Origin of the sequence: Pseudophaeobacter sp. 1A09344 (assembly GCF_041008745.1) — a bacterium.
In the GTDB taxonomy this organism is placed as follows: domain Bacteria; phylum Pseudomonadota; class Alphaproteobacteria; order Rhodobacterales; family Rhodobacteraceae; genus Phycobacter; species Phycobacter gallaeciensis_A.
In genome coordinates this window covers 120,645-139,442 of record NZ_JAXGFS010000004.1, presented here as the reverse complement: position 1 = coordinate 139,442, position 18,798 = coordinate 120,645, and the positions used below count along the sequence as shown (strand labels likewise).

Genomic DNA, 18,798 nt, shown 5'->3' with positions numbered 1-18,798 from the left:
GATCTCTCCCTCAGGCGCTCTTCTGCGGAATTTCGTCGGCGTAGATATCGGTCCACAGCTCATCCAGGGCGGGCTCAGGGCTTTCCTTGGAGAAATCGGCAGACTTGTTGACGATGTCCTTGATCTCTTTGTCGATCGCCTTGAGATCGTCTTCGCTGGCGTGCTTGCCGGTCAGCAGCATTTCGCGGACCTGTTCGATCGGGTCGCGTTCGCTGCGCATCTTTTGGACTTCTTCGCGGGTCCGGTACTTGGCCGGGTCCGACATCGAGTGGCCGCGATAACGATAGGTCTTCACCTCAAGGATATAGGGACCTTTGCCCGCGCGGCAGTGGGCCACGGCGCGTTCGCCTGCGTCCTTGACGGTCAGCACGTTCATGCCATCCACCGCTTCGCCGGGAATGCCAAAGGCCTCGCCGCGGGTGAACAACTCGGGCGTGGAGGTCGACCGGGCCTGGGCGGTGCCCATGGCGTATTGGTTGTTCTCGATAACAAAGACCACCGGCAGCTGCCACAGCGCGGCCATGTTGAAGGTCTCGTAGATCTGGCCCTGGTTGGCGGCGCCATCGCCGAAATAGGCAAAGGTTACGCGGCCGTTGCCCTTGTATTTATCGGCAAAGGCAAGCCCGGCACCCAGAGGTACCTGCGCGCCGACGATACCGTGGCCACCATAGAAATGCTTCTCTTTCGAGAACATGTGCATGGAGCCGCCTTTGCCCTTGGAGTAGCCGCCCTCGCGACCAGTCAGCTCGGCCATGACGCCATCCGGGTCCATGCCACAGGCCAACATATGGCCGTGGTCGCGGTAGGATGTGATGCGCTTGTCGCCTTCCTCCGCGGCGGCCTCCAGACCGACCACGACGGCTTCCTGGCCGATGTAGAGGTGACAGAAGCCCCCGATCAGACCCATGCCATAAAGCTGACCGGCCTTTTCCTCGAATCGGCGGATCAGAAGCATTTCGCGATAGTGGCGGGTCAGGTCTTCGGCGGAAACATTTGGTTTCTTGGTGCTTTTCCTAGCAGCCATGATGGCGGACTCCCCTCAAAGCCAGATAGTTTAGTGTTAAACTAATCCATATTCGATTTTGCTGTGACTGGCGAGTGCTTTTATGACGCGGGGTCACAACAATGCATAAAAATCCCATATTCCGGGCGGTCATATCTTCGTGACGCCATGGTTGCACGGCAAAGAGCCTGCAGCAACAACCGGTTTCATGCACTGGTAAAGGGAGGGTAAGCCTTGTGAGGCAGGTGCTGGATCAGCGAATGACGATTTCGTCGGCGCGCAGCATGCCCAGAACGGAACGGGCCTGCTGATCGAGAAGATCCAGATCAAGGTAATCATCAGACAGGCGCCGGGTGCGATTTTCCATCCGATCGATGTCAGCCTGAAGGAGATCGAGATCCTGACGAAGCTCTTCGGCTTCTGCCTGGATCTCGACCCTTCTGAACAACCCGAAATCGCCCTGCACCGCCGCAAAGGTAAAATACGCGCTCAGCGCGAATGCGATGGAGAAGAAGGCGAATGCGCCGAGAGACGGCTTATTGCTTCGGGTCACGTTGAGTTTGCCTGTATGATACTGCTCAAAGTATTGTTTTTGCACCGATTGTTTCGATGTCTGCATCCTGTATGCCACAACCGAATCACTCTGTGAATCCCAAAAATGATTAACGCGGGCAGTTTCTGTTTCGCAGTCCGCGCCTGTGTCATGATCGCAACGGCAGCCAGGGCTTGTGGGGAGTGCTGTGACTCTGGCCGCAGCGCAGGACAGGCCGTGTTCCAGTGAGAGACCCGTCGACAGACTGCGGGCGGCGCTGCGCAATGAAGAACCGGCCGGGACTGTTGTCCCGGCCGGTTTGTATCGACTCTTTGATTTGACTGACGCAGCGCGGTGCGGGACCGGCCGCAATCAGGTGTTTCTGCGTTCAGGCGGCGGAAAGCAGCTCGTCGTCATCGGCCTCATCAAGCCAAGCGGCTTCAGCGAATTCTCCCGCCTCATCAAGCGCACCAGCCACGGCTGTTCCCTCCTGCGCCTGCCCGGTAAAGCTGAGCAGCAGCTCGCTCAGGCGGCTTGCCTCGGCGCGCATCTGGCGGCTGGCGCCATAGCTTTCCTGTACCATCGCCGCATTGTCCTGAGTGACCCGGTCCAATTGGGCAACGCCGGAATTGATCTCCTTGATGCCCTGGGCCTGCTCGCTGGAGGAATTGGCGATCGACGAGACCATGCCGGACACCCGGGTAACGCTGCTGGCAATCAGGCTGAGGGTGTCGCCAGTGTCCTGCACCAGACGCTCACCTGCGCTCACCTGTTGCGCGGCTTCCGTGACCAGCTCCTTGATTTCGTTCGCCGATTGCGCGGACTTCAAGGCAAGGCTGCGGACTTCGGAGGCAACGACGGCAAAGCCACGGCCTGCCTCGCCTGCGCGGGCTGCTTCGACCCCGGCGTTGAGGGCCAGCAGGCTGGTCTGGAACGCGATGTCGTCGATAGCGGTGATGATCTGGCTGATCTGCTCGGACGACTGCGCGATGGCGCTCATCGCTTCGCGGGCGCGATCCATGACCTTGCCACCCTGTTCCGCGTGCTGGCGGCCTTCCTTGACCTCGCGGTCGGCATCCTGCGCCTGGGCTGCGCTGGATTGGACGCTGGCTGACATTTCTTCCAGCGCCGCAGCGGATTGTTCCAGCGTCGCGGCCTGGGTTTCGGCGCGCTGCGACATCTGGTCTGACATCTGCTCCATTTCGCGGGCGTTGCGCTCGACTGCGGCGGAGCTTTGTTTGAGTTCTTCCACCAGTCCGGACAGGCTGCTTGAGAGCGCGTTGAAATCCTCGCATAGGGTGACGTAGGTGTCGCCCAGGTCGGCCCAGTCTTCGGCCTCAATCTGTTGTCCCAGATCTCCGCGCGTCAGGCCGCTCATGGCAGCGCCCATGGTCTGGAACAAGGCCACGCGACGGTCGTTTTCGGCGCGGTTTCTTGCGTCGGTTTCCTCTGCCGTGCGCAGGATTTCCTTCAGCTCTTGCAGGTTGCGGGCGATGCTGCCGACTTCGTCCTTTCGGGTGAGGCCCTGGATCTCCTGGTCATAGTCTTTGTCCATAATCTGCTGAACCGCCTGGGCGGCGCCGGTAACTGGCCCGCTGAGCTGGCGGCCAAAGGCAAAGGCGATGCCGGTGGAGATCAGAACGGCCACCAGGCCGACGATCAGCTGCGGCAGCTCGGCAAAGGCCGCAAGGTCGTCGATGCGGGTGCTGACCTCGTCGTGGGTGGCGCTCAGCATGTCCTGCATGTCGTTCACCGTGTCGCGGAGTTTCTGAACGGTTGGCAGGACTGTAGCAAAGGCCATGCGCTGGCGCATCTCAAGGCTCGCCGCTTCCAGCTGCTGTACCTGGCCGTGCAGTGTGGTCAATATGCCGGGCAGCGTCATGATGGTCTCATAGACCTCCGGCTGACGGGCGATGGTCAGAGGAATGTCGAGAAACCGGGCCTTCGCCATTGCGACTTCGGTCTCGACCTCTTCGATATTTCCGCGCAGGTCGCCGATACTGGCGCCGCGACCCAAAGCATAGGCAAGAAGGTCTCCGATCCCCTGCTCGATATCTTCTTTCATGTCATCAAGGCTTTTGACCTGAGCGTTGACGTAGCTGGCCTGAGAGATGGCCCCGGTGAGTTTGAGGCTGGTGAGCCAGGCGACAGTGGTGCTGGCAAGCAGCATCACTATAAAGGCGGTTGCGAATAGCAGCACTTGGCTGCGGAGTGAAAAACGGCTCATGGCTGAGTGGTGCTCCTGAGGGTGTGTTCCGTGGCGTTAATACGCGCGGCCAGCCCTAGGAAGGCAGGGGTCTATGAAGTCTTAACGGGGGTCCGAAAGGGCGCTCAAGAAAACACAAATTAATGTGAGTAATCAATTGGAAGAGCACGAAAAAGGCCGGGCGATGATGCGCCCGGCCTTGTTGTTTTCAGGTGTTCAGAAGTCCCTGCCGGGACGTATGATTTCACTCCTGATCGAGCGCGGCGACGCCGGGCAGGGTCTTGCCTTCCATCCATTCAAGGAAGGCGCCTCCTGCGGTGGAGATATAGGTGAAATCCCGCGCTGCACCCGAGGCGTTGAGTGCCGCAACGGTATCGCCGCCACCAGCAACCGAGATCAGTTTTCCAGCGCGGGTCAGGGCCGCCGCCTTCAGCGCGGCCGCATTGGTCGCCGCGTCAAAGGGCTCCAGTTCAAAGGCGCCCAGCGGTCCGTTCCAGATCAGGGTCTGGCTCTGCTCGAAGATCTCGTTGATCGTGGCGATGCTGTCAGGACCGGCATCCAGGATCATACCCTCTGCGGGGCATTGGTCGGCGGGCAGCACTTGATGCGGCGCATGGGAGGCAAAGGCCTCGGCCACCACAACGTCGCTCGGCAGGATGATCTTGCAGCCTGCGCTTTCAGCCTCGGCCAGGATTTCGGCTGCGGTGTCTTTCATGATCCGTTCGGCCAGGGATTTGCCGACATCGATGCCCTTGGCGACCAGGAATGTATTGGCCATGCCGCCGCCGATAATCAGGTAATCGACCTTCTTGATCAGGTTGCCGAGCAATTCCAGCTTGGTTGATACCTTGGCGCCGCCGACAACGGCGGTCACCGGACGTTTCGGCGCGCCAAGGGCGCTTTCCAGGGCAGACAGCTCTGCCTGCATCAATCGGCCCGCGCAGGCGGGCAGGAGGCGGGCAATGCCCTCGGTCGAGCTGTGCGCGCGGTGTGCGGCGGAGAAGGCGTCGTTGCAGTAGACATCGCCCAGCCGTGCCATGCCTGCGGCCAGATCGGGGTCGTTCTTGGTTTCCTCGGCGTGGAACCGGGTGTTTTCCAGCAGCAGCACTTCGCCCGGTTGCAGGGCGGCGGCGGCAGCCTCGGCACCGGGGCCAACGCAATCGGCGGCAAACAGCACCTTGGTTTCAAAGGCACGCTCCAGCGTCGGGATCAGCTGGTTCAGCGACAGGTTCTCGCGGCGCTCCCCGCCCGGGCGGCCGAAATGCGCCAGCAGGATCGGTTTGCCACCGGCCGCCAGAATATCGTGCACGGTGGGGGCGATGCGGCGGATCCGGGTGGAGTCGGTCACCACGCCATCCACGATCGGCACGTTGATATCCACGCGCACCAGAACGCGTTTGCCGCTGAGATCCATGTCATCAAGGGTATTCCAGCCCATCCTCAGGCTCCTTCCGGTCATTGGCGAATGTGTTTGGTGCTGTTTCGGGGCTTTTGTGCGCCCAGTCAATGCTCCCTTGGCAATTGCGACCGCTGCCCTTAGGTATCTGGCAAAGCAAACACGACAGGAGAGCCAGATGGCCGAGATCAAGGACCCGGAAAACACCATCATCGTCGAGCTGAAAGACGGCAATGTGGTGATCGAGCTGCTGCCCGATGTGGCGCCCAAACACAGCGAACGGATGAAGGAACTGGCCCGCGCCGGTGAATATGACAACGTGGCCTTCCACCGCGTCATCGACGGTTTCATGGCGCAGACCGGCGACGTCCAGCACGGCGACATGGAAGACGGTTTCAACCTGCGTATGGCGGGCACTGGCGGCTCTGATCTGCCGAACGTTCCGGCGGAATTTTCCAAACTGCCGCATGACCGTGGCACCCTGGGCGCTGCGCGCTCTGCCAACCCGGATTCGGCAAACTCGCAGTTTTTCATCAACTTCAAGGACAACCACTTCCTGAACGGCCAGTACACCGTTTATGGCCGGGTCATCGAAGGCATGGAGCACGTTGATGCGATCACCCGTGGTGAGCCGCCTGCGAGCCCTGACCGTATGATCAGCGTCAAGGTGGCCGCAGATGCTTAAGCTGGCTGCTGCATTTTCCCTGATCGCGGGCTCTGCCTTTGCCTCTGGCCTTGAAATCCAGATCGAAGGCGAGGGCGCCAACGGTACCGTCAAGATCGACCTCTTCGAGGATGTTGCGCCGAAGCACGTGGAGCAGATCACCGCGCTGGCCGCCGAGGGCAAATACGATGGCGTGGTGTTTCACCGCGTGATCGAAGGCTTCATGGCGCAAACCGGTGACGTCCAGTTCGGCAAGCTTGGCGAGGACATGCGCCGCGCCGGTATGGGCGGCTCCGAACGTCCGGACCTTCCGGCGGAGTTCTCGGACATTGCCTATGACCGCGGTGTCGTCGGCATGGCCCGTTCGCAGAACCCGAACAGCGCCAATTCGCAGTTCTTCATCATGTTCGCGCCGGGGCATTTCCTCAACGGCCAGTATACCGTCGTTGGCAAGGTCACCGAAGGCATGGATGTGGTCGACGCGATCAAGCGCGGCTCGGGACAGAGCGGTTCGGTCAAGGGCCAGCCCGATGTCATGACCAAGGTCACCGTGACCGAGTAAGCCAACCGGGGCTGCGGCCCTGCCGATCTTTCAAATACGTCAAAGCCCGCGCCAATCCGCGCGGGCTTTGCTGTTCTCGTGCGTCGGGTTGGCCTGCAAATGCCTTAGAACAGGAAATTGTCCGCCTGTGCGATGTCCTGCACCTCCGCGTCCTCGATCAGGATGGTGACATTGGCGAAGGAGACCAGCACATCGTCTTGCCGTTGCTCGATGTCCAGTTGTCCAAAACGGGAAGCTCCGCGACCGATTTCGATCCTGTCGGTACCGACAGTGAAGTCCGAAATGGTGTCGTCGCCGTGGCCCTTTTTGAAGACAAAGATATCGGCCCGGCCACCGCCAGTCAGTTTGTCGTCGCCCTTGTGACCGATCAACCGGTCCCGGCCATTGCCACCAATCAGGCGATCACCGCCTGCGCCGCCGGTTAGGGTGTCATTGCCGCCACCGCCGTTCAGTATGTCGCGGTGATTGCCGCCAGTGATTTCATCCGCGCCCGCGCCGCCAAGGCCCCGATCCCGGCCGCTGCCGCCCTCGATCACATCGTCGCCTGCGGCGCCCACCAGCCGGTCGGAGCCGGTATTCCCAGTCAGATGGTCATCACCGGTTCCACCGAACAGCGTGTCGCGCCCGCTGCCGCCGCTCAGATGGTCATCGTTTGCGTTGCCGTAGAGCAGGTCGTCCTGCAGGCCGCCATCAAGCGTGTCATTGCCAAAGCCGCCGGCCATGACATCACTATTGGTCACGGACTGTGCGTCGCCGCGAAGCCGGTCGTTGCCAGCGTTGCCAAGGGACAGTGCCACGCTGCGGTCTATGAACTTCAGAATTTCGATATTGCTAATCCGGTCGGTTCCCATGGCGCTGCTGACCTGAACCGAAGAGTAGGATGAGAACAGATCGTCCAGCCCCCGTAGCGTGGCCTGGCTTGAATGCGTATTCAGAACCAGCGTGTCGGTCCCGGTTCCGGCGTCAATGGTGTCATCGCCGCTCCCAAGTGCAATGGTGTCATCGCCGCCATAGGTGTACCACAGGTTACCGACAGCGCTGTTGGAGGTGATGGTATCGGTTCCCGCCAGAATACTGCGTTCCAGCGCGGCGCCGCTCATCGTAGCCAGATCGTAAAAGCTCTCGCTGAAGCCGGTCATGGAGAAGACCTCGTTGCCGTAGCTGTAGAGGTAGAGATCTGTGAGTTCCCACACATAGGGGGAGGCGTTTGAAAAATCGCCGTTAAACCGGAGCGACAGCCCGTTGGTTCCGCTCATACTGATCGACGTCGCGGATTGCTGGGTAATAACCGGATCCGCAAAATCCGCCGAGTTCAAATCATTGATGGACCAGGTGCCGTTGGAGTCCTGGATGCGTACATTTGCCAATTTCAAAATTCCCTATGAACCAGGCCCGCCCCAGGCTGCGTTTGAAAGGTGCGGCCTCGGAACGGATAATAGGATCAACCATGGCGGTAGAATGATGGAAGGTAAAGGAGCAGTATCCCAGTGGGTTACGTTTTGGCTAACTGGGAAGGAAGGGGAAGGAGCACAACCTGAACCTTGCCCTGAAATGCGAAACGCCGCAGGGCTCTGCGGCGTTTACGGTCTTCTATTCAGTTCAGCGACCGAGAGGTCCCTGTGACTTTTAGCTGTCGGAGCTGGGGGCCGAGCCTGCCGGTGCGGCAGCAGGGCGCGCCGGAGCGGCGGCAGCCGGAGCGGCTTTCTTGCCGCCGGGATTCAGCGGATCGTCCTGACGCTGCACGGAGCCTTCGAAATGGGCGCCGCTCTCGATGGCGATGGTCTTGTGGATGATATCGCCTTCGACACGGGCGGTGGAGGTCAGGCGGACCTTCAGGCCGCGCACGCGACCCACGATACGGCCATTGATCACCACGTCATCAGCCGTAACTTCACCCTTGATCGTCGCGGTTTCGCCGATGGTCAGCAGATGCGCGCGAATGTCGCCTTCGACGGTGCCTTCAACCTGGATGTCGCCGGTGGTTTTCAGGTTCCCGGTGATATGCAGATCGGAGCTGAGCACGGATGCCGGCGGTTTTGCCTTGGGCGGCGTGGCCTTGTAATCGCTCGCGGGCGCAGAGGGCGGGGCGCTCGGCGTTGCAGCCGCCGGAGTTGCTTCGGCCTGCTTCGGCCCGGGCTCATTGATTTTGCTCTTAGAAAACATTTCTCGCAGCCTTGATGTAGATCATAGGGTTTACGGGTTTTCCGTTGACCCGAACCTCGTAATGAAGGTGGGTCCCGGTGGACCGTCCGGTGTTACCCATATCAGCAATGTGATCCCCGCGCGAGACCCTTTGACCGACCTTCACGCGGAGTTTTGAGTTATGGGCATATTTCGTCTCAATACCAAAGGCATGGCGGATCGTGACCAGCCTGCCATAGCCGGATTGCCAGCCGGCATGGGTCACAACGCCATCAGCAGTGGCGTAGATATCTGTGCCGGTGCGGCCGGCGAAATCCGATCCTTTGTGGAGCCGGCGGCCTCCGGTCTTAGGGTCGCGGCGATAGCCAAAGCCCGAGCTTTGCCGCACGAGGCCAAGGTTCACCGGCGTGGCAAAAGGCGCCTGCTGCGCGGCCATGCGATAAAGGTTCAGCTGGTCCAACTCATTGAGAATGCTGTTGGCCCGACGCTCTTCCGCGGTGGGTTCTTCACCGCGGGTCGACAGGGCTAAAGGGGTGAGGGGACCACCCCCCTGTCCATTATAGCCGCGGCGCACCTGCTCCAGGATCCGATCCGGCGGCATACCGGCGCTGCGGAACATCTTGTCCAGCGGCGCTACGGAAACGGTAACCGCCTCTTCCAACTGCCGGAAGATCTGGTTGTTGCGCTCGTCCATCAGCTTGATTTCCATCTCAAGCGAATCCCGCTGCTCCAGCGCCGATTGTGCGTCTGCCATGACCTGATCCCGCTCGGCGGCGGTCTCTGCCAGCGCGTCGGCGAGGAACTCCATCTGCACCGGGGCAACAGCAGCCATCATCTGGACCGGGCTGTCTTCCTCGGTTTCCTTGCGCAATTCGGCAAGGGCATCGCGCGCCTTGTCCCGCTGGGTCATGGTGTCGCGCAGCGTGGCCTGAATGACTTCGATGCCGGTTTCAAGCTCCCGGCGCCGAGTTTCCGAGGCAAGCAATTCGGACTGCATGTCGGAAATCTGCGCCAGAGCTGCGTTGAACCGCTGCTGCGCTGCCAGAGCCTCTTCGGCGCGGTTATCCCGCTCCAGCGATAGGGCGTTGAGCCGGGCACGGTAGTTCATCTGATCGCGTTTGGCTTGCTCGCGGAAGTTTCCGGCGCCGATCCCGTCCATCAGCACAATGGCTGTTGCCATGATCGACCAGGCGACAAAAAGAACGATACCGGCAACGGCAATAAGCTGTGTTTCCGGCCTGAGCCGAATGAATCTGGTGTCGTCATCCGATTTGAGGAAAACGCGCCGTTCGGGGAAATGCCGTTCGAGAAACGCGTGAATTTTAATAGTCAGACGTGTGCGCACGCGCTGATCCTTGTCCCATCCCAATTGCATGGCGCAGGGCCACTCACATTCCTGTGAGCCCAGGCGCCATGGCCCATTTGAATAGCCAGCCGGGCTTCATTGGGCAAGTCTGTTGACCAATCAGTAAGGAATTTGTGCCTGCAAGGCAGGATATTGGCGGAAATTTGCCGGGTAGGAGCAGGGCGGCGGCGGTCACGCGCCGCCCGGCCGCTTTGTCAGCCTGCGGGCTGTGCGCCGGTGTCGGTCAGCGGCCAGTAGAAATCCGGCGGCAGTCCGGCCTCGGCGCGTTTTTCCTCGTTGAAGGGCGGTTTCAGCGTGCTGTGGAAATAGGTTCGGACCAGATCGTGAAAGACATCCTTGGGATCGAGGTTCTCGCGCCCGCAAAGGAAATGGAACCATTTTGAGCCATAGGCGACATGGCCAACTTCTTCCTTGTAGATCACCTCCAAGGCCTCCACTGCCTGGGTCAGCTTTGCCTGCCGGAAAATCTTGATCATGCCGGGGGTGACATCAAGACCCCGGGCCTCAAGCACCATCGGCACCACAGCAAGACGGCCCATCAGGTCCTCGGCGGTGTCTTCGGCAGCGCGCCACATGCCAGCATGGGCCGGAAGGGCGCCGTAGTGGCTGCCAAGGCCTTCAAGGCAATCGCACATCAAGTTGAAATGCTTGGATTCTTCATCCGCCGCCTTGACCCAGTCGTCAAAGAAACCAATGGGCATCGGCACATGGGAAAACCGCGCGATGATATCCCAATGCAGATCGACTGCGTTGAGTTCGATATGGGCCACCGCATGGAGCAGCGCGATACGGCCCGCCTCGGAGCCGGGTTTGCGTTTTGGCACGTCGCGGGGATCGAGAAGTTCCGGCTTTTCGGGCCGGGCCGGGCGCAGTGGCGGGCTGGCGGTGCCGACCGGGATCTCGGGTGCCTCACCGCGACGATAGGCAAACCAGCGGGCCGCGTGCTGGCGGGAAAGGGCGGTTTTCTGGCGGCCGTCGGCGGTGGTCAGAACCTCTATCGCCATTTCGGCCAGGGACATCCCGGCCTCAGAATTGGGGGTGTCGGTCATCTCGCCTCCGTCGGGTTTCGTGCTGCGCCGCGTTCCTGCCCTGTGGCGCGCGCCATGGCAACGGATTTGTCTGTGACGAAGGCCGGGACCTCCCGCCCGTCGTTGGTCACTTGTGACGTGACCGCCTCCCGTTGGGCCCGGCGCTGCGCGTTGCGCAGCGCCGGGTGGTGTGGCGGCAATCCGTTTCAGGTTACAGGGCTTTGGCGGCCTCCAGAACCTCCTCAACATGTCCGTCCACCTTGACCTTGCGCCAGACCCGCGCGATGCGGCCCTCGGCGTCGATCAGGAAGGTGGAGCGTTCGATGCCCCAGTGTTTTTTGCCGTACATGTTCTTCTCCTTCCACACGCCGTAATCCTCGCAGGTGGTGCCTTCGGCATCGGAGAGGAGCGGCGTGGTCAGTTCATGTTTGGCAACGAATTTGTCGTGTTTGGCCACGGTGTCCTTGGAAATCCCGTAAACCTCGACCCCGGCATCGGCAAAAGCCTGCAAAGCGCCTGAAAATCCAATGGATTCCTTGGTGCAGCCCGGGGTATCATCTCGCGGATAGAAAAACAGGACGACGGCTCGTCCCTTGAGGTCGGCAAGCGAGATTTCACCGCCGCCGTCACGGGGCAGGGTGAACATCGGGGCGAGATCGGATGGTTCGAGCATATGGGGTCTCCGCTTGGTTTTGCATCATTGGGTGCCATAAATAGGCTATGGCGAGCAAAGGAAAAGCACAGATCGCGAGGTCAGCGGATCACTCGGAGGAAGTCGCGGCACCCGAGGCTGCCGAACAGGCGGCGTCCGGGCAGGAGGCTGCACGGGCCGAGCAGGTCGCTGGTCCAGCTGATGCGGAGGCCGCGGAAGGGCTTGCGGCGCGCCCCAAAGACCGGCGGCGCTGGCGGCGGCTGAAAGCCGTGGTGCGCGTTGTGGCCGTCCTATGCTTTCTCGGGGCGGGCGCGGTTTATTTCGGGATCGGCACCCGCATCGATGCGCCGCAATGGCTGCGCCAGAAGGTCGAAACGCGCCTGGAACAAAGCCTTGGCGGTCTTCAGATCGAGTTTGGGGAAATCCACCTTGTGGTGAACAAGGGCTGGCGCCCACGGCTCGGGCTGCGCGATGTATCTCTGGCGCAGGCGGATGGAACGCCGGTGGCCCGGCTGGCGGATGCGCAGGTGTCGCTGGCGATGCGACCCTTGCTGAGTGGCAAGTTTCAGCCCCGCAAGATCTGGCTCAGCGGGCTCTTTGCCTCTTTGCGGCGCGGCGCGGATGGCAAGTTCGAACTCAGCCTCTCTGAGGCGGGATCGCCGTTCCGCGAAGCATCCGACCTGCCGCAATTGATCGAACACTGGGATACCCAATTTGAACGCCCGGTCCTTGCGGCGCTGTCCGAGGTTGAGACCGAAGGTTTGACGCTGCGCTATGAAGATGGCCGACTGAACCGGGTCTGGACACTGGACGGCGGCACCGTGCGGCTGGCGCGTGAGGGCAGATCGCTGGCGTTGTCTGGCGGCTTTTCGGTGCTGAGCGGGCGGCAGTATGTCGGCACCATTGAGGCCAACTACAAATCCGACATCGGCGATGCCTCAGCCGAATTCGGGTTCCTGATCGAAGAGATCGCGAGCGAGGATATCGCGGTTCAGGCGCCGGCGCTTGGCTGGCTTCAGGCGCTGCGGGCACCGATTTCCGGCTCGCTCCGCGGTGGCCTAGGCAGCGAAGGCGAGCTGCTGACCCTTTCCGCTGGCTTGCAAATCGGGCGTGGTGTGATCCAGCCGTCGGAAGAAACCCGCCCCGTGCCGATCCAAAGCGCGCATAGCTATTTCACCTACTACCCTGATCAGCAGGCCCTGCAGTTCGATGAGCTGAAAGTCGAAAGCGGCTGGGTCTCAGGTACGATGGAGGGGCGCGCCCATCTGAGCGGGATCGAGAACGGACGGCTCACGGAACTGGTCGGGCAGTTGCAGTTTTCCGACCTCAGCCTCAACCCGCGCGACCTGTACGATCAGCCGCTGGAACTGGCGGGCGTTGGGGTGGATTTTCGGTTGGAGCCGGAACCCTTTAGCCTGACCCTGGGCGAGGTTTTGATCCAGGACGGGGATTCCAACATCCTGCTCGACGGCAAGGTCTCCGCCGAAGAAGCAGGATGGACCTATGCGCTGAACGGTCATGTGGATCAGATGTCGGTGGATCGGATCAAGGAATTGTGGCCAGCCGCGGCGCCGCCGAAACCGCGCGAATGGGTGCGGGATAACCTTTATCAAGGCACTGCCCGCGATGCCTATGTGGCGCTGCGTGGCGCCGGGCTGGAAAAGCCGTTTCTGCATCTAGATACCACCTTTTCCGGGGTCGATGCGCGCTTTCAGAAGCATCTGCCGCCGGTGCGGGGCGCCGATGGCCATTTCAGCATCCACGGCACGCGTCTGGTGGTGATCGCCAGCCGGGGCACGGTGACCGCCGATGACGGTGGCGCTGTGGATGTGACGGGCACGTCTTTCATCATTCCCGACACTTCGATCAAAGGCGGCGCGCCGGGGATCGTCCGGGTCAAGGCCTCGGGTGCGGTAACGGCGGGGCTGTCGCTGCTCGAACGTCCGCCGCTCAATATCATGTCCAAGGCGGGGCTGCCGGTGAAGCTGGCAGAGGGGCAGGTGCAGGTCAGCGGAACCTTGTCGCTGCCCCTGCGCGCGGGCGTGCCGCCAGAGGAGATCCTTTATCACTACACGGGCAGCGTGACCGGCGTCAGTAGCGGGGTTCTGGTCCCGGGACATCCGGTCGCCGCAGAGCGGCTGGAACTGTCGGGGGATCAAAGCCACGTGCAGCTCTCTGGTGCTGCGACCCTGTCGGATGTGCCGCTGACGGCAACATGGCGCCAGCCGGTTGGCCCCGGTACCGATCCGACCAGCTATGTCACCGGTAAGGTGGCGCTTTCGAACGCGGTGGTGGAGAGGTTCAATATCGGCTTGCCGACGGGGTCCGTCTTTGGGACCGGTCAAGGCGAATTCGTGCTCCGCCTTGCGCCCGGGGTGCCACCCGAGTTGAACCTGCGCTCGGCGCTCGAAGGGATCGGCCTGCGTATTCCAGCGCTGAGCTGGCGCAAGGCGGAGGCGGACACGGGTCTTCTGGATCTTGTGGTAACGCTGCGGGCGCAGCCTTCAGTGGACCGGCTGCGGGTCGAGGCTGCGGGGTTGAAGGCCGAGGGCACCGTGACCACGCGGGAAGATGGCGGGCTGGACCGAGCGGCCTTTAGCGCGGTGTCGCTGGATGGCTGGCTGCGCGGACCGGTGACATTTGTTGGGCGCGGGGTGGCGGCACCGGAAATCCGTATTGGCGGCGGCGTGATCGATATGCGCCGGGTGCCTTTTACCAGTTCCAGCGGCGGCAGTGGCTCCGGATCGGGCGGCACCGGACCGATCCTCTTGAGCCTTGATCGGCTGCAGGTAACTGACAGTATCGCCCTCAATGGGTTTCAGGGGCGGTTTTCCACGGCGGGCGGCTTCAATGGCAAGTTCACCGCGCGGCTGAATGGTCAGACCCCGCTGAGCGGTATTGTGGTCCCGGACAAGGGCGGCACGGCGACGCGGATCAAGTCCGAGGATGCCGGCGGGATCTTCCGCTCGGCCGGGGTGCTGCGGCACGGTCAGGGCGGCAGTTTTGACATGACGCTGGTGCCTGCAGCCACGCCGGGCGAATACGATGGCCGCATGACCGTGCGCAACACGCGGGTGAAGGACGCGCCCTCCATGGCAGCGCTGGTCAACGCGATCAGCCTCGTGGGTCTGGTCAATGAACTCGCCGGGCAGGGGATTCAGTTTTCTGAAGTCGAAGCAAAGTTCCGCCTTGGCGCCACCCATCTGATCGTTCACGAAAGCAGTGCAGTGGGGCCGTCGATCGGTCTGTCGATGGACGGGAATTACAATCTTGAGACCACGGCACTGGATATGCGGGGGGTGATTTCCCCGATCTATGTGCTGAACGCCATCGGCAGCGTCCTGACCCGCAAGGGCGAAGGGTTGATCGGCTTTTCCTACCGGCTGCGGGGCACGGCGGATGATCCCAAGGTGCAGGTCAATCCTTTGTCGGGCCTGGCGCCGGGCATCTTCCGCGAGCTGTTCCGGGGCCGGGCGCCGGAGGTGCCGGGGCAGACCCCCGCCGCGCCGCCGCCCACCAGCGGGCCATTGGCGCCCGAAGAGGTGCCAGCCGCCCCGACCGCTCCTCAGGCCGGCGAACGCTGAGTACACAGGCAATCTGGCGCAGATTGCCATAGCCAAGGCATCACAAAGCTCCTATATGCCGCCGCATGAAACTGAGCGATTTTGACTTTGATCTCCCCGAGGATCTGATTGCAACCCGCCCTGCCTCTCCGCGCAGCGCGGCCCGTCTTCTGGTGGCCGAAGGAGACCGGATTACCGATGCGCGGGTTTCAGACCTGCCGGAGTGGTTCCAGCCCGGCGATCGTCTGGTATTGAACGACACCAAGGTTATTCCTGCGCGCCTGTCGGGGCAGCGCCATCGCAGCAGTGCGCAAGGCGATACCTCCGCCCGAATCGAAGTCACCTTGCTGGAGCCGGGCGCAGACGGTACCTGGAATGCCCTGCTGAAACCCCTGAAAAAGGTAAAACCGGGCGAGACGATCCGTTTTGCCGATGGTTTCAGCGCCGTGCTGGAGGGTGTTGTCGACGGGCAGGGCGCCCTGCGGTTCAATCTGGAAGGCGACGAATTCGAGGCGGCCCTGGCCGAGGCGGGCGCCATGCCGCTGCCACCCTACATTGCTGCCAAGCGCCCGGCGGATGCGCAGGACAAGACCGATTACCAGACGGTCTGGGCGCGCCACACCGGCGCCGTAGCGGCGCCGACCGCCTCGCTGCATTTTGATGCACCGCTGCTGCAGGCGCTTAAGGATCGCGGGATCGCGTTCAGCTATGTCACCCTGCACGTGGGGGCAGGCACCTTCTTGCCAGTCAAGGTGGAGGATGTGACCACCCACAAGATGCACGCCGAATGGGGGCGGGTCAGCCCCGAAGCTGCCGCCGAGATCGCGGCGACTAAGGCTGCAGGCGGGCGCATCATCCCGGTGGGCACCACAGCGCTGCGTCTGATCGAAAGCGCCGCACGCAGCGGTGCGATCGCGCCATGGGAAGGGGAGACCGATATTTTCATCTACCCGGGCTTTACCTTCCATGTGGCCGATGCGCTGATGACGAATTTCCACCTGCCGCGCTCCACCCTGATGATGCTGGTTTCTGCGCTGATGGGGCAGGAGACCGTGCGGCAGATCTATGCCCACGCCGTCGACAGCGGATACAGGTTCTTCTCCTATGGCGATGCGTCGCTTCTGATCCCCTCCGGGGCGGGATCGCGGCAGAGCTGAGCCCCGCCAGATCGCCAGCGCCAGACCTTCAGAAAATGCAGAGAATTCCGCTGTAAACGTGACGGCGGGATGAAATCGTCTCTGCGATCTGCGATAGTTCTTTCCACACACCGCATCCGCAGATAAGGGCGGAAGATGCGAAATGAAACACCGCCTGCCGGATTCAAAACCGGGGGCAGGCGGCGGATGCAAAAGGATACGGGCAATGCTGCAGGTACTCTCAAGCGCATGGGCGCTGCTTCTGGGGATGGGAATGCTGATGATCGGGAACGGTCTTCAGGGCACCATTCTTGGGGTGCGCGGCGACCTTGAAGGGTTCTCGACGTTGCAGATGTCCTTTGTCATGTCCGCCTATTTCGTCGGCTTTCTGGGCGGCTCGCGGATGGCGCCGGAGATGATCCGGCGGGTCGGCCATGTCCGCGTCTTTGCGGCGCTGGCCTCGCTGATTTCTGCCGTGATGATTCTTTATCCCGCGATCACCAATCCCTTTGCCTGGATGGCCGGGCGGGTGCTGATCGGGTTTTGCTTTTCCGGCGTGTATGTCACCGCTGAAAGCTGGCTGAACAATGCGGCAGACAATGCCAACCGCGGCAAGGCGCTGTCGCTTTACATGCTGGTGCAGATGCTGGGCATCGTCTCGGCGCAGGCGCTGATGCTGCTTGGTAACCCGTCGGGCTATGAGACCTTTGTGATCGCCTCGGTTGTGATTTCGGTGTCCTTTGCGCCAATTTTGCTGTCGATTTCGCCGACGCCTGCCTTTGACACTACGAAACCGATGACCTTGCGCCAGCTGATGGATGCATCGCCTCTGGGCTGCGTGGGTATGTTTCTGCTGGGCGGCGTCTTCTCGGCCCAGTTCGGGATGAGCGCGGTCTACGCGGCTTCGGCCGGGCTGACCTTGCCGCAGATTTCGCTGTTCGTCGCGACCTTCTATGTCGGCGCGCTGGTGCTGCAATATCCGCTGGGATGGATTTCCGACCGCATGGACCGGCGCGTGGTGATCCTGTTCGCGGCGGCCTTCAGTGGCGCAGCGGCGGTTCTGGGTATGGCGATGGGCGCGAATTTCTGGATGCTGCTGCTGGCGGCCTTTTTTATCGGCGGGATGACCAACCCGCTTTATTCGCTGCTGATCGCCCACACCAACGACTATCTGGATTACGACGATATGGCGGCGGCCTCGGGCGGTCTGGTCTTCATCAACGGCCTTGGCGCCATTACCGGGCCACTGATCACCGGTTGGCTGATGGGCGAAAGCGTCTTTGGCCCTCCGGGATTCTTCCTGATCATGGCGGTGCTGACCTTTGCGCTGGCGGCATACGCGCTCTATCGGACGACGCAGCGTGCCTCGATCGCAGCCGAGGATTCGGGCACCTTCGCGCCGATGGCGCCGACAGGCTCGCCCGTGGCGGTCGAATTTGCACAGGAATACGTCATCGAAACCGAGATGGAAGAGCAGGAAGCCGCGCATGAGGCCGGGTGATTGCGCTAACCTGCAGGAAACGTGAGCAATATTTCACCAATTGCCGCTCCTGTTGCAATTTGTGACGGTTCTATGACTTGCCATGAGGGGGTAAAATCCTCTGAACTTGGGGGTAGGCAACACATGTGGAGTAAATGGGATGGTTGGCCCCGAAGAAATCCTTGAATTCTGGCTCGACGAGGTCGGAGAAAAGGGCTGGTATGTGCAGGATGATGATCTGGACGCGACCATCCGCAAACGGTTCGGAAAGGCCTGGGAGGAGGCCTGCGAGGGCAAGTTCTCGCTCTGGCTCACCTATCCCAGTGGAACCCTTGCCTATATCATCCTGATGGACCAGTTCCCGCGCAACATGTTCCGCGGTGAAGGTCAGGCCTTTGCCTCGGATGAGATTGCGCTGGCAGTGGCCAAGAACGCGCTGAATAAGAAATGGGATCTGAAGATCGATGAACCTGCGCGTCAGTTCTTTTATCTGCCGCTGATGCATTCGGAAAACCTGTGCGATCAGGAGCGCTGCGTGCGCCTGCTGAAGGAACGGATGCCCGAATATGGTGAGTCCAATCTGCTGCACGCGCGGGCCCATCGCGACGTGATCCGCAAGTTCGGTCGCTTTCCCTACCGCAACGATGCATTGCTGCGCCACAGCACCGAACCGGAGCGCGACTACGTCGAAGCCGGGGGGTATGGCGCCACGATCCGGACCTTTCAGCAAGCCAGCTGAACCGAGGGGAACGACTATCAGGGGGTATCCCTGACGCTGACATTCTAAAGGCGCTGTCTGGCCGGTCGGACAGCGCCTTTTCTGTGCCGGGCTTTCGGCGCCAGACAATCCCTTTACCATCCCTCTATGCGGCCAGCCGTGATCACATCTTCTTGAAACGGTCGTCGCGGGATGACTGCGCTGGAGCGGGATTTTTTGTGGCCTGTAGCAGTGACTGTGCATATGGTTGTTCCGGCGCGCAGGTCTCGCGGTGGATACCGGTCGGTGAAAATGCCCACCACGTTCCCAAAGGCTTTTGTCACTGCGAGATTGCGGCGTGCAAAAAATTG

The 18,798-nt window shown here is 61.5% G+C and carries 15 protein-coding genes; 6 read left to right on the top strand and 9 right to left on the bottom strand.

Annotated features, from left to right (window positions below; all coding sequences use genetic code 11):
- Positions 1 to 10: 10 nt before the first annotated feature.
- The 4 genes from pdhA to SM765_RS08540 form a co-directional block, all read right to left on the bottom strand.
- Positions 11 to 1,024 carry a pyruvate dehydrogenase (acetyl-transferring) E1 component subunit alpha gene (pdhA, locus tag SM765_RS08555; RefSeq protein WP_065270396.1) on the bottom strand — a complete coding sequence of 338 codons (1,014 nt, stop codon included), beginning with the start codon at positions 1,022 to 1,024 and terminating at the stop codon, positions 11 to 13.
- Positions 1,025 to 1,256: 232 nt separating this feature from the next.
- A complete protein-coding gene (locus tag SM765_RS08550; protein ID WP_065273470.1) occupies positions 1,257 to 1,556 on the bottom strand; it encodes an FtsB family cell division protein in 300 nt (99 codons plus the stop codon).
- A 367-nt stretch (positions 1,557 to 1,923) separates the two neighbouring features.
- Positions 1,924 to 3,762 carry a methyl-accepting chemotaxis protein gene (locus SM765_RS08545; RefSeq protein WP_274837133.1) on the bottom strand — a complete coding sequence of 613 codons (1,839 nt, stop codon included), beginning with the start codon at positions 3,760 to 3,762 and terminating at the stop codon, positions 1,924 to 1,926.
- Positions 3,763 to 3,985: 223 nt separating this feature from the next.
- Positions 3,986 to 5,179, bottom strand: coding sequence for a phosphoglycerate kinase (locus SM765_RS08540; RefSeq protein ID WP_274837132.1), 1,194 nt, complete (start codon positions 5,177 to 5,179; stop codon positions 3,986 to 3,988).
- A 136-nt stretch (positions 5,180 to 5,315) separates the two neighbouring features.
- On the opposite strand from SM765_RS08540, the gene SM765_RS08535 reads away from it, so the two are divergent.
- Positions 5,316 to 5,822, top strand: coding sequence for a peptidylprolyl isomerase (locus tag SM765_RS08535; protein ID WP_274833735.1), 507 nt, complete (start codon positions 5,316 to 5,318; stop codon positions 5,820 to 5,822).
- Complete coding sequence (locus SM765_RS08530; RefSeq protein ID WP_065270392.1) at positions 5,815 to 6,363, top strand: peptidylprolyl isomerase; 549 nt, start codon at positions 5,815 to 5,817, stop codon at positions 6,361 to 6,363. The genes SM765_RS08535 and SM765_RS08530 overlap by 8 nt, the downstream gene beginning before the upstream one ends.
- Before the next feature lie 104 nt (positions 6,364 to 6,467).
- Here the strand turns inward: SM765_RS08530 and SM765_RS08525 are convergent, their stop codons facing one another.
- The 5 genes from SM765_RS08525 to SM765_RS08505 form a co-directional block, all read right to left on the bottom strand.
- A complete protein-coding gene (locus tag SM765_RS08525; protein WP_274837131.1) occupies positions 6,468 to 7,730 on the bottom strand; it encodes a calcium-binding protein in 1,263 nt (420 codons plus the stop codon).
- A gap of 259 nt (positions 7,731 to 7,989) precedes the next feature.
- The gene (locus SM765_RS08520; protein WP_065270389.1) at positions 7,990 to 8,526 is read right to left on the bottom strand and encodes a bactofilin family protein; all 537 of its coding nucleotides are present in this window, start codon (positions 8,524 to 8,526) and stop codon (positions 7,990 to 7,992) included.
- Positions 8,516 to 9,850, bottom strand: coding sequence for a M23 family metallopeptidase (locus tag SM765_RS08515; protein WP_274829235.1), 1,335 nt, complete (start codon positions 9,848 to 9,850; stop codon positions 8,516 to 8,518). The genes SM765_RS08520 and SM765_RS08515 overlap by 11 nt, the downstream gene beginning before the upstream one ends.
- Positions 9,851 to 10,065: 215 nt before the next feature.
- Positions 10,066 to 10,920 carry a ferritin-like domain-containing protein gene (locus SM765_RS08510; RefSeq protein WP_274837130.1) on the bottom strand — a complete coding sequence of 285 codons (855 nt, stop codon included), beginning with the start codon at positions 10,918 to 10,920 and terminating at the stop codon, positions 10,066 to 10,068.
- 190 nt (positions 10,921 to 11,110) lie between these two features.
- The gene (locus SM765_RS08505) at positions 11,111 to 11,572 is read right to left on the bottom strand and encodes a peroxiredoxin (protein WP_274829238.1); all 462 of its coding nucleotides are present in this window, start codon (positions 11,570 to 11,572) and stop codon (positions 11,111 to 11,113) included.
- A gap of 47 nt (positions 11,573 to 11,619) precedes the next feature.
- On the opposite strand from SM765_RS08505, the gene SM765_RS08500 reads away from it, so the two are divergent.
- The 4 genes from SM765_RS08500 (at position 11,620) to SM765_RS08485 (ending at position 18,469) form a co-directional block, all read left to right on the top strand.
- Complete coding sequence (locus SM765_RS08500; protein ID WP_274834252.1) at positions 11,620 to 15,135, top strand: YhdP family protein; 3,516 nt, start codon at positions 11,620 to 11,622, stop codon at positions 15,133 to 15,135.
- Between the two features lie 65 nt (positions 15,136 to 15,200).
- A complete protein-coding gene (gene queA, locus SM765_RS08495; protein WP_274837129.1) occupies positions 15,201 to 16,271 on the top strand; it encodes a tRNA preQ1(34) S-adenosylmethionine ribosyltransferase-isomerase QueA in 1,071 nt (356 codons plus the stop codon).
- Positions 16,272 to 16,476: 205 nt separating this feature from the next.
- Positions 16,477 to 17,751, top strand: coding sequence for an MFS transporter (locus SM765_RS08490; protein WP_065270385.1), 1,275 nt, complete (start codon positions 16,477 to 16,479; stop codon positions 17,749 to 17,751).
- Positions 17,752 to 17,890: 139 nt separating this feature from the next.
- Entirely contained in the window at positions 17,891 to 18,469 is a 579-nt protein-coding gene (locus tag SM765_RS08485; RefSeq protein ID WP_274834249.1) for a DUF924 family protein, read from the top strand.
- The last annotated feature ends 329 nt before the right edge of the window (positions 18,470 to 18,798 follow it).

Excerpts from the sequence above, each read along its gene's own strand:
- pdhA (WP_065270396.1), bottom strand. The coding sequence starts at position 1,024 with ATGGCTGCTAGGAAAAGCACCAAGAAACCAAATGTTTCCGCCGAAGAC.
- SM765_RS08545 (WP_274837133.1), bottom strand. The coding sequence starts at position 3,762 with ATGAGCCGTTTTTCACTCCGCAGCCAAGTGCTGCTATTCGCAACCGCC.
- SM765_RS08540 (WP_274837132.1), bottom strand. The coding sequence starts at position 5,179 with ATGGGCTGGAATACCCTTGATGACATGGATCTCAGCGGCAAACGCGTT.
- SM765_RS08535 (WP_274833735.1), top strand. The coding sequence starts at position 5,316 with ATGGCCGAGATCAAGGACCCGGAAAACACCATCATCGTCGAGCTGAAA.
- SM765_RS08530 (WP_065270392.1), top strand. The coding sequence starts at position 5,815 with ATGCTTAAGCTGGCTGCTGCATTTTCCCTGATCGCGGGCTCTGCCTTT.
- SM765_RS08520 (WP_065270389.1), bottom strand. The coding sequence starts at position 8,526 with ATGTTTTCTAAGAGCAAAATCAATGAGCCCGGGCCGAAGCAGGCCGAA.
- SM765_RS08510 (WP_274837130.1), bottom strand. The coding sequence starts at position 10,920 with ATGACCGACACCCCCAATTCTGAGGCCGGGATGTCCCTGGCCGAAATG.
- SM765_RS08505 (WP_274829238.1), bottom strand. The coding sequence starts at position 11,572 with ATGCTCGAACCATCCGATCTCGCCCCGATGTTCACCCTGCCCCGTGAC.
- SM765_RS08500 (WP_274834252.1), top strand. The coding sequence starts at position 11,620 with ATGGCGAGCAAAGGAAAAGCACAGATCGCGAGGTCAGCGGATCACTCG.
- queA (WP_274837129.1), top strand. The coding sequence starts at position 15,201 with ATGAAACTGAGCGATTTTGACTTTGATCTCCCCGAGGATCTGATTGCA.
- SM765_RS08490 (WP_065270385.1), top strand. The coding sequence starts at position 16,477 with ATGCTGCAGGTACTCTCAAGCGCATGGGCGCTGCTTCTGGGGATGGGA.
- SM765_RS08485 (WP_274834249.1), top strand. The coding sequence starts at position 17,891 with ATGGTTGGCCCCGAAGAAATCCTTGAATTCTGGCTCGACGAGGTCGGA.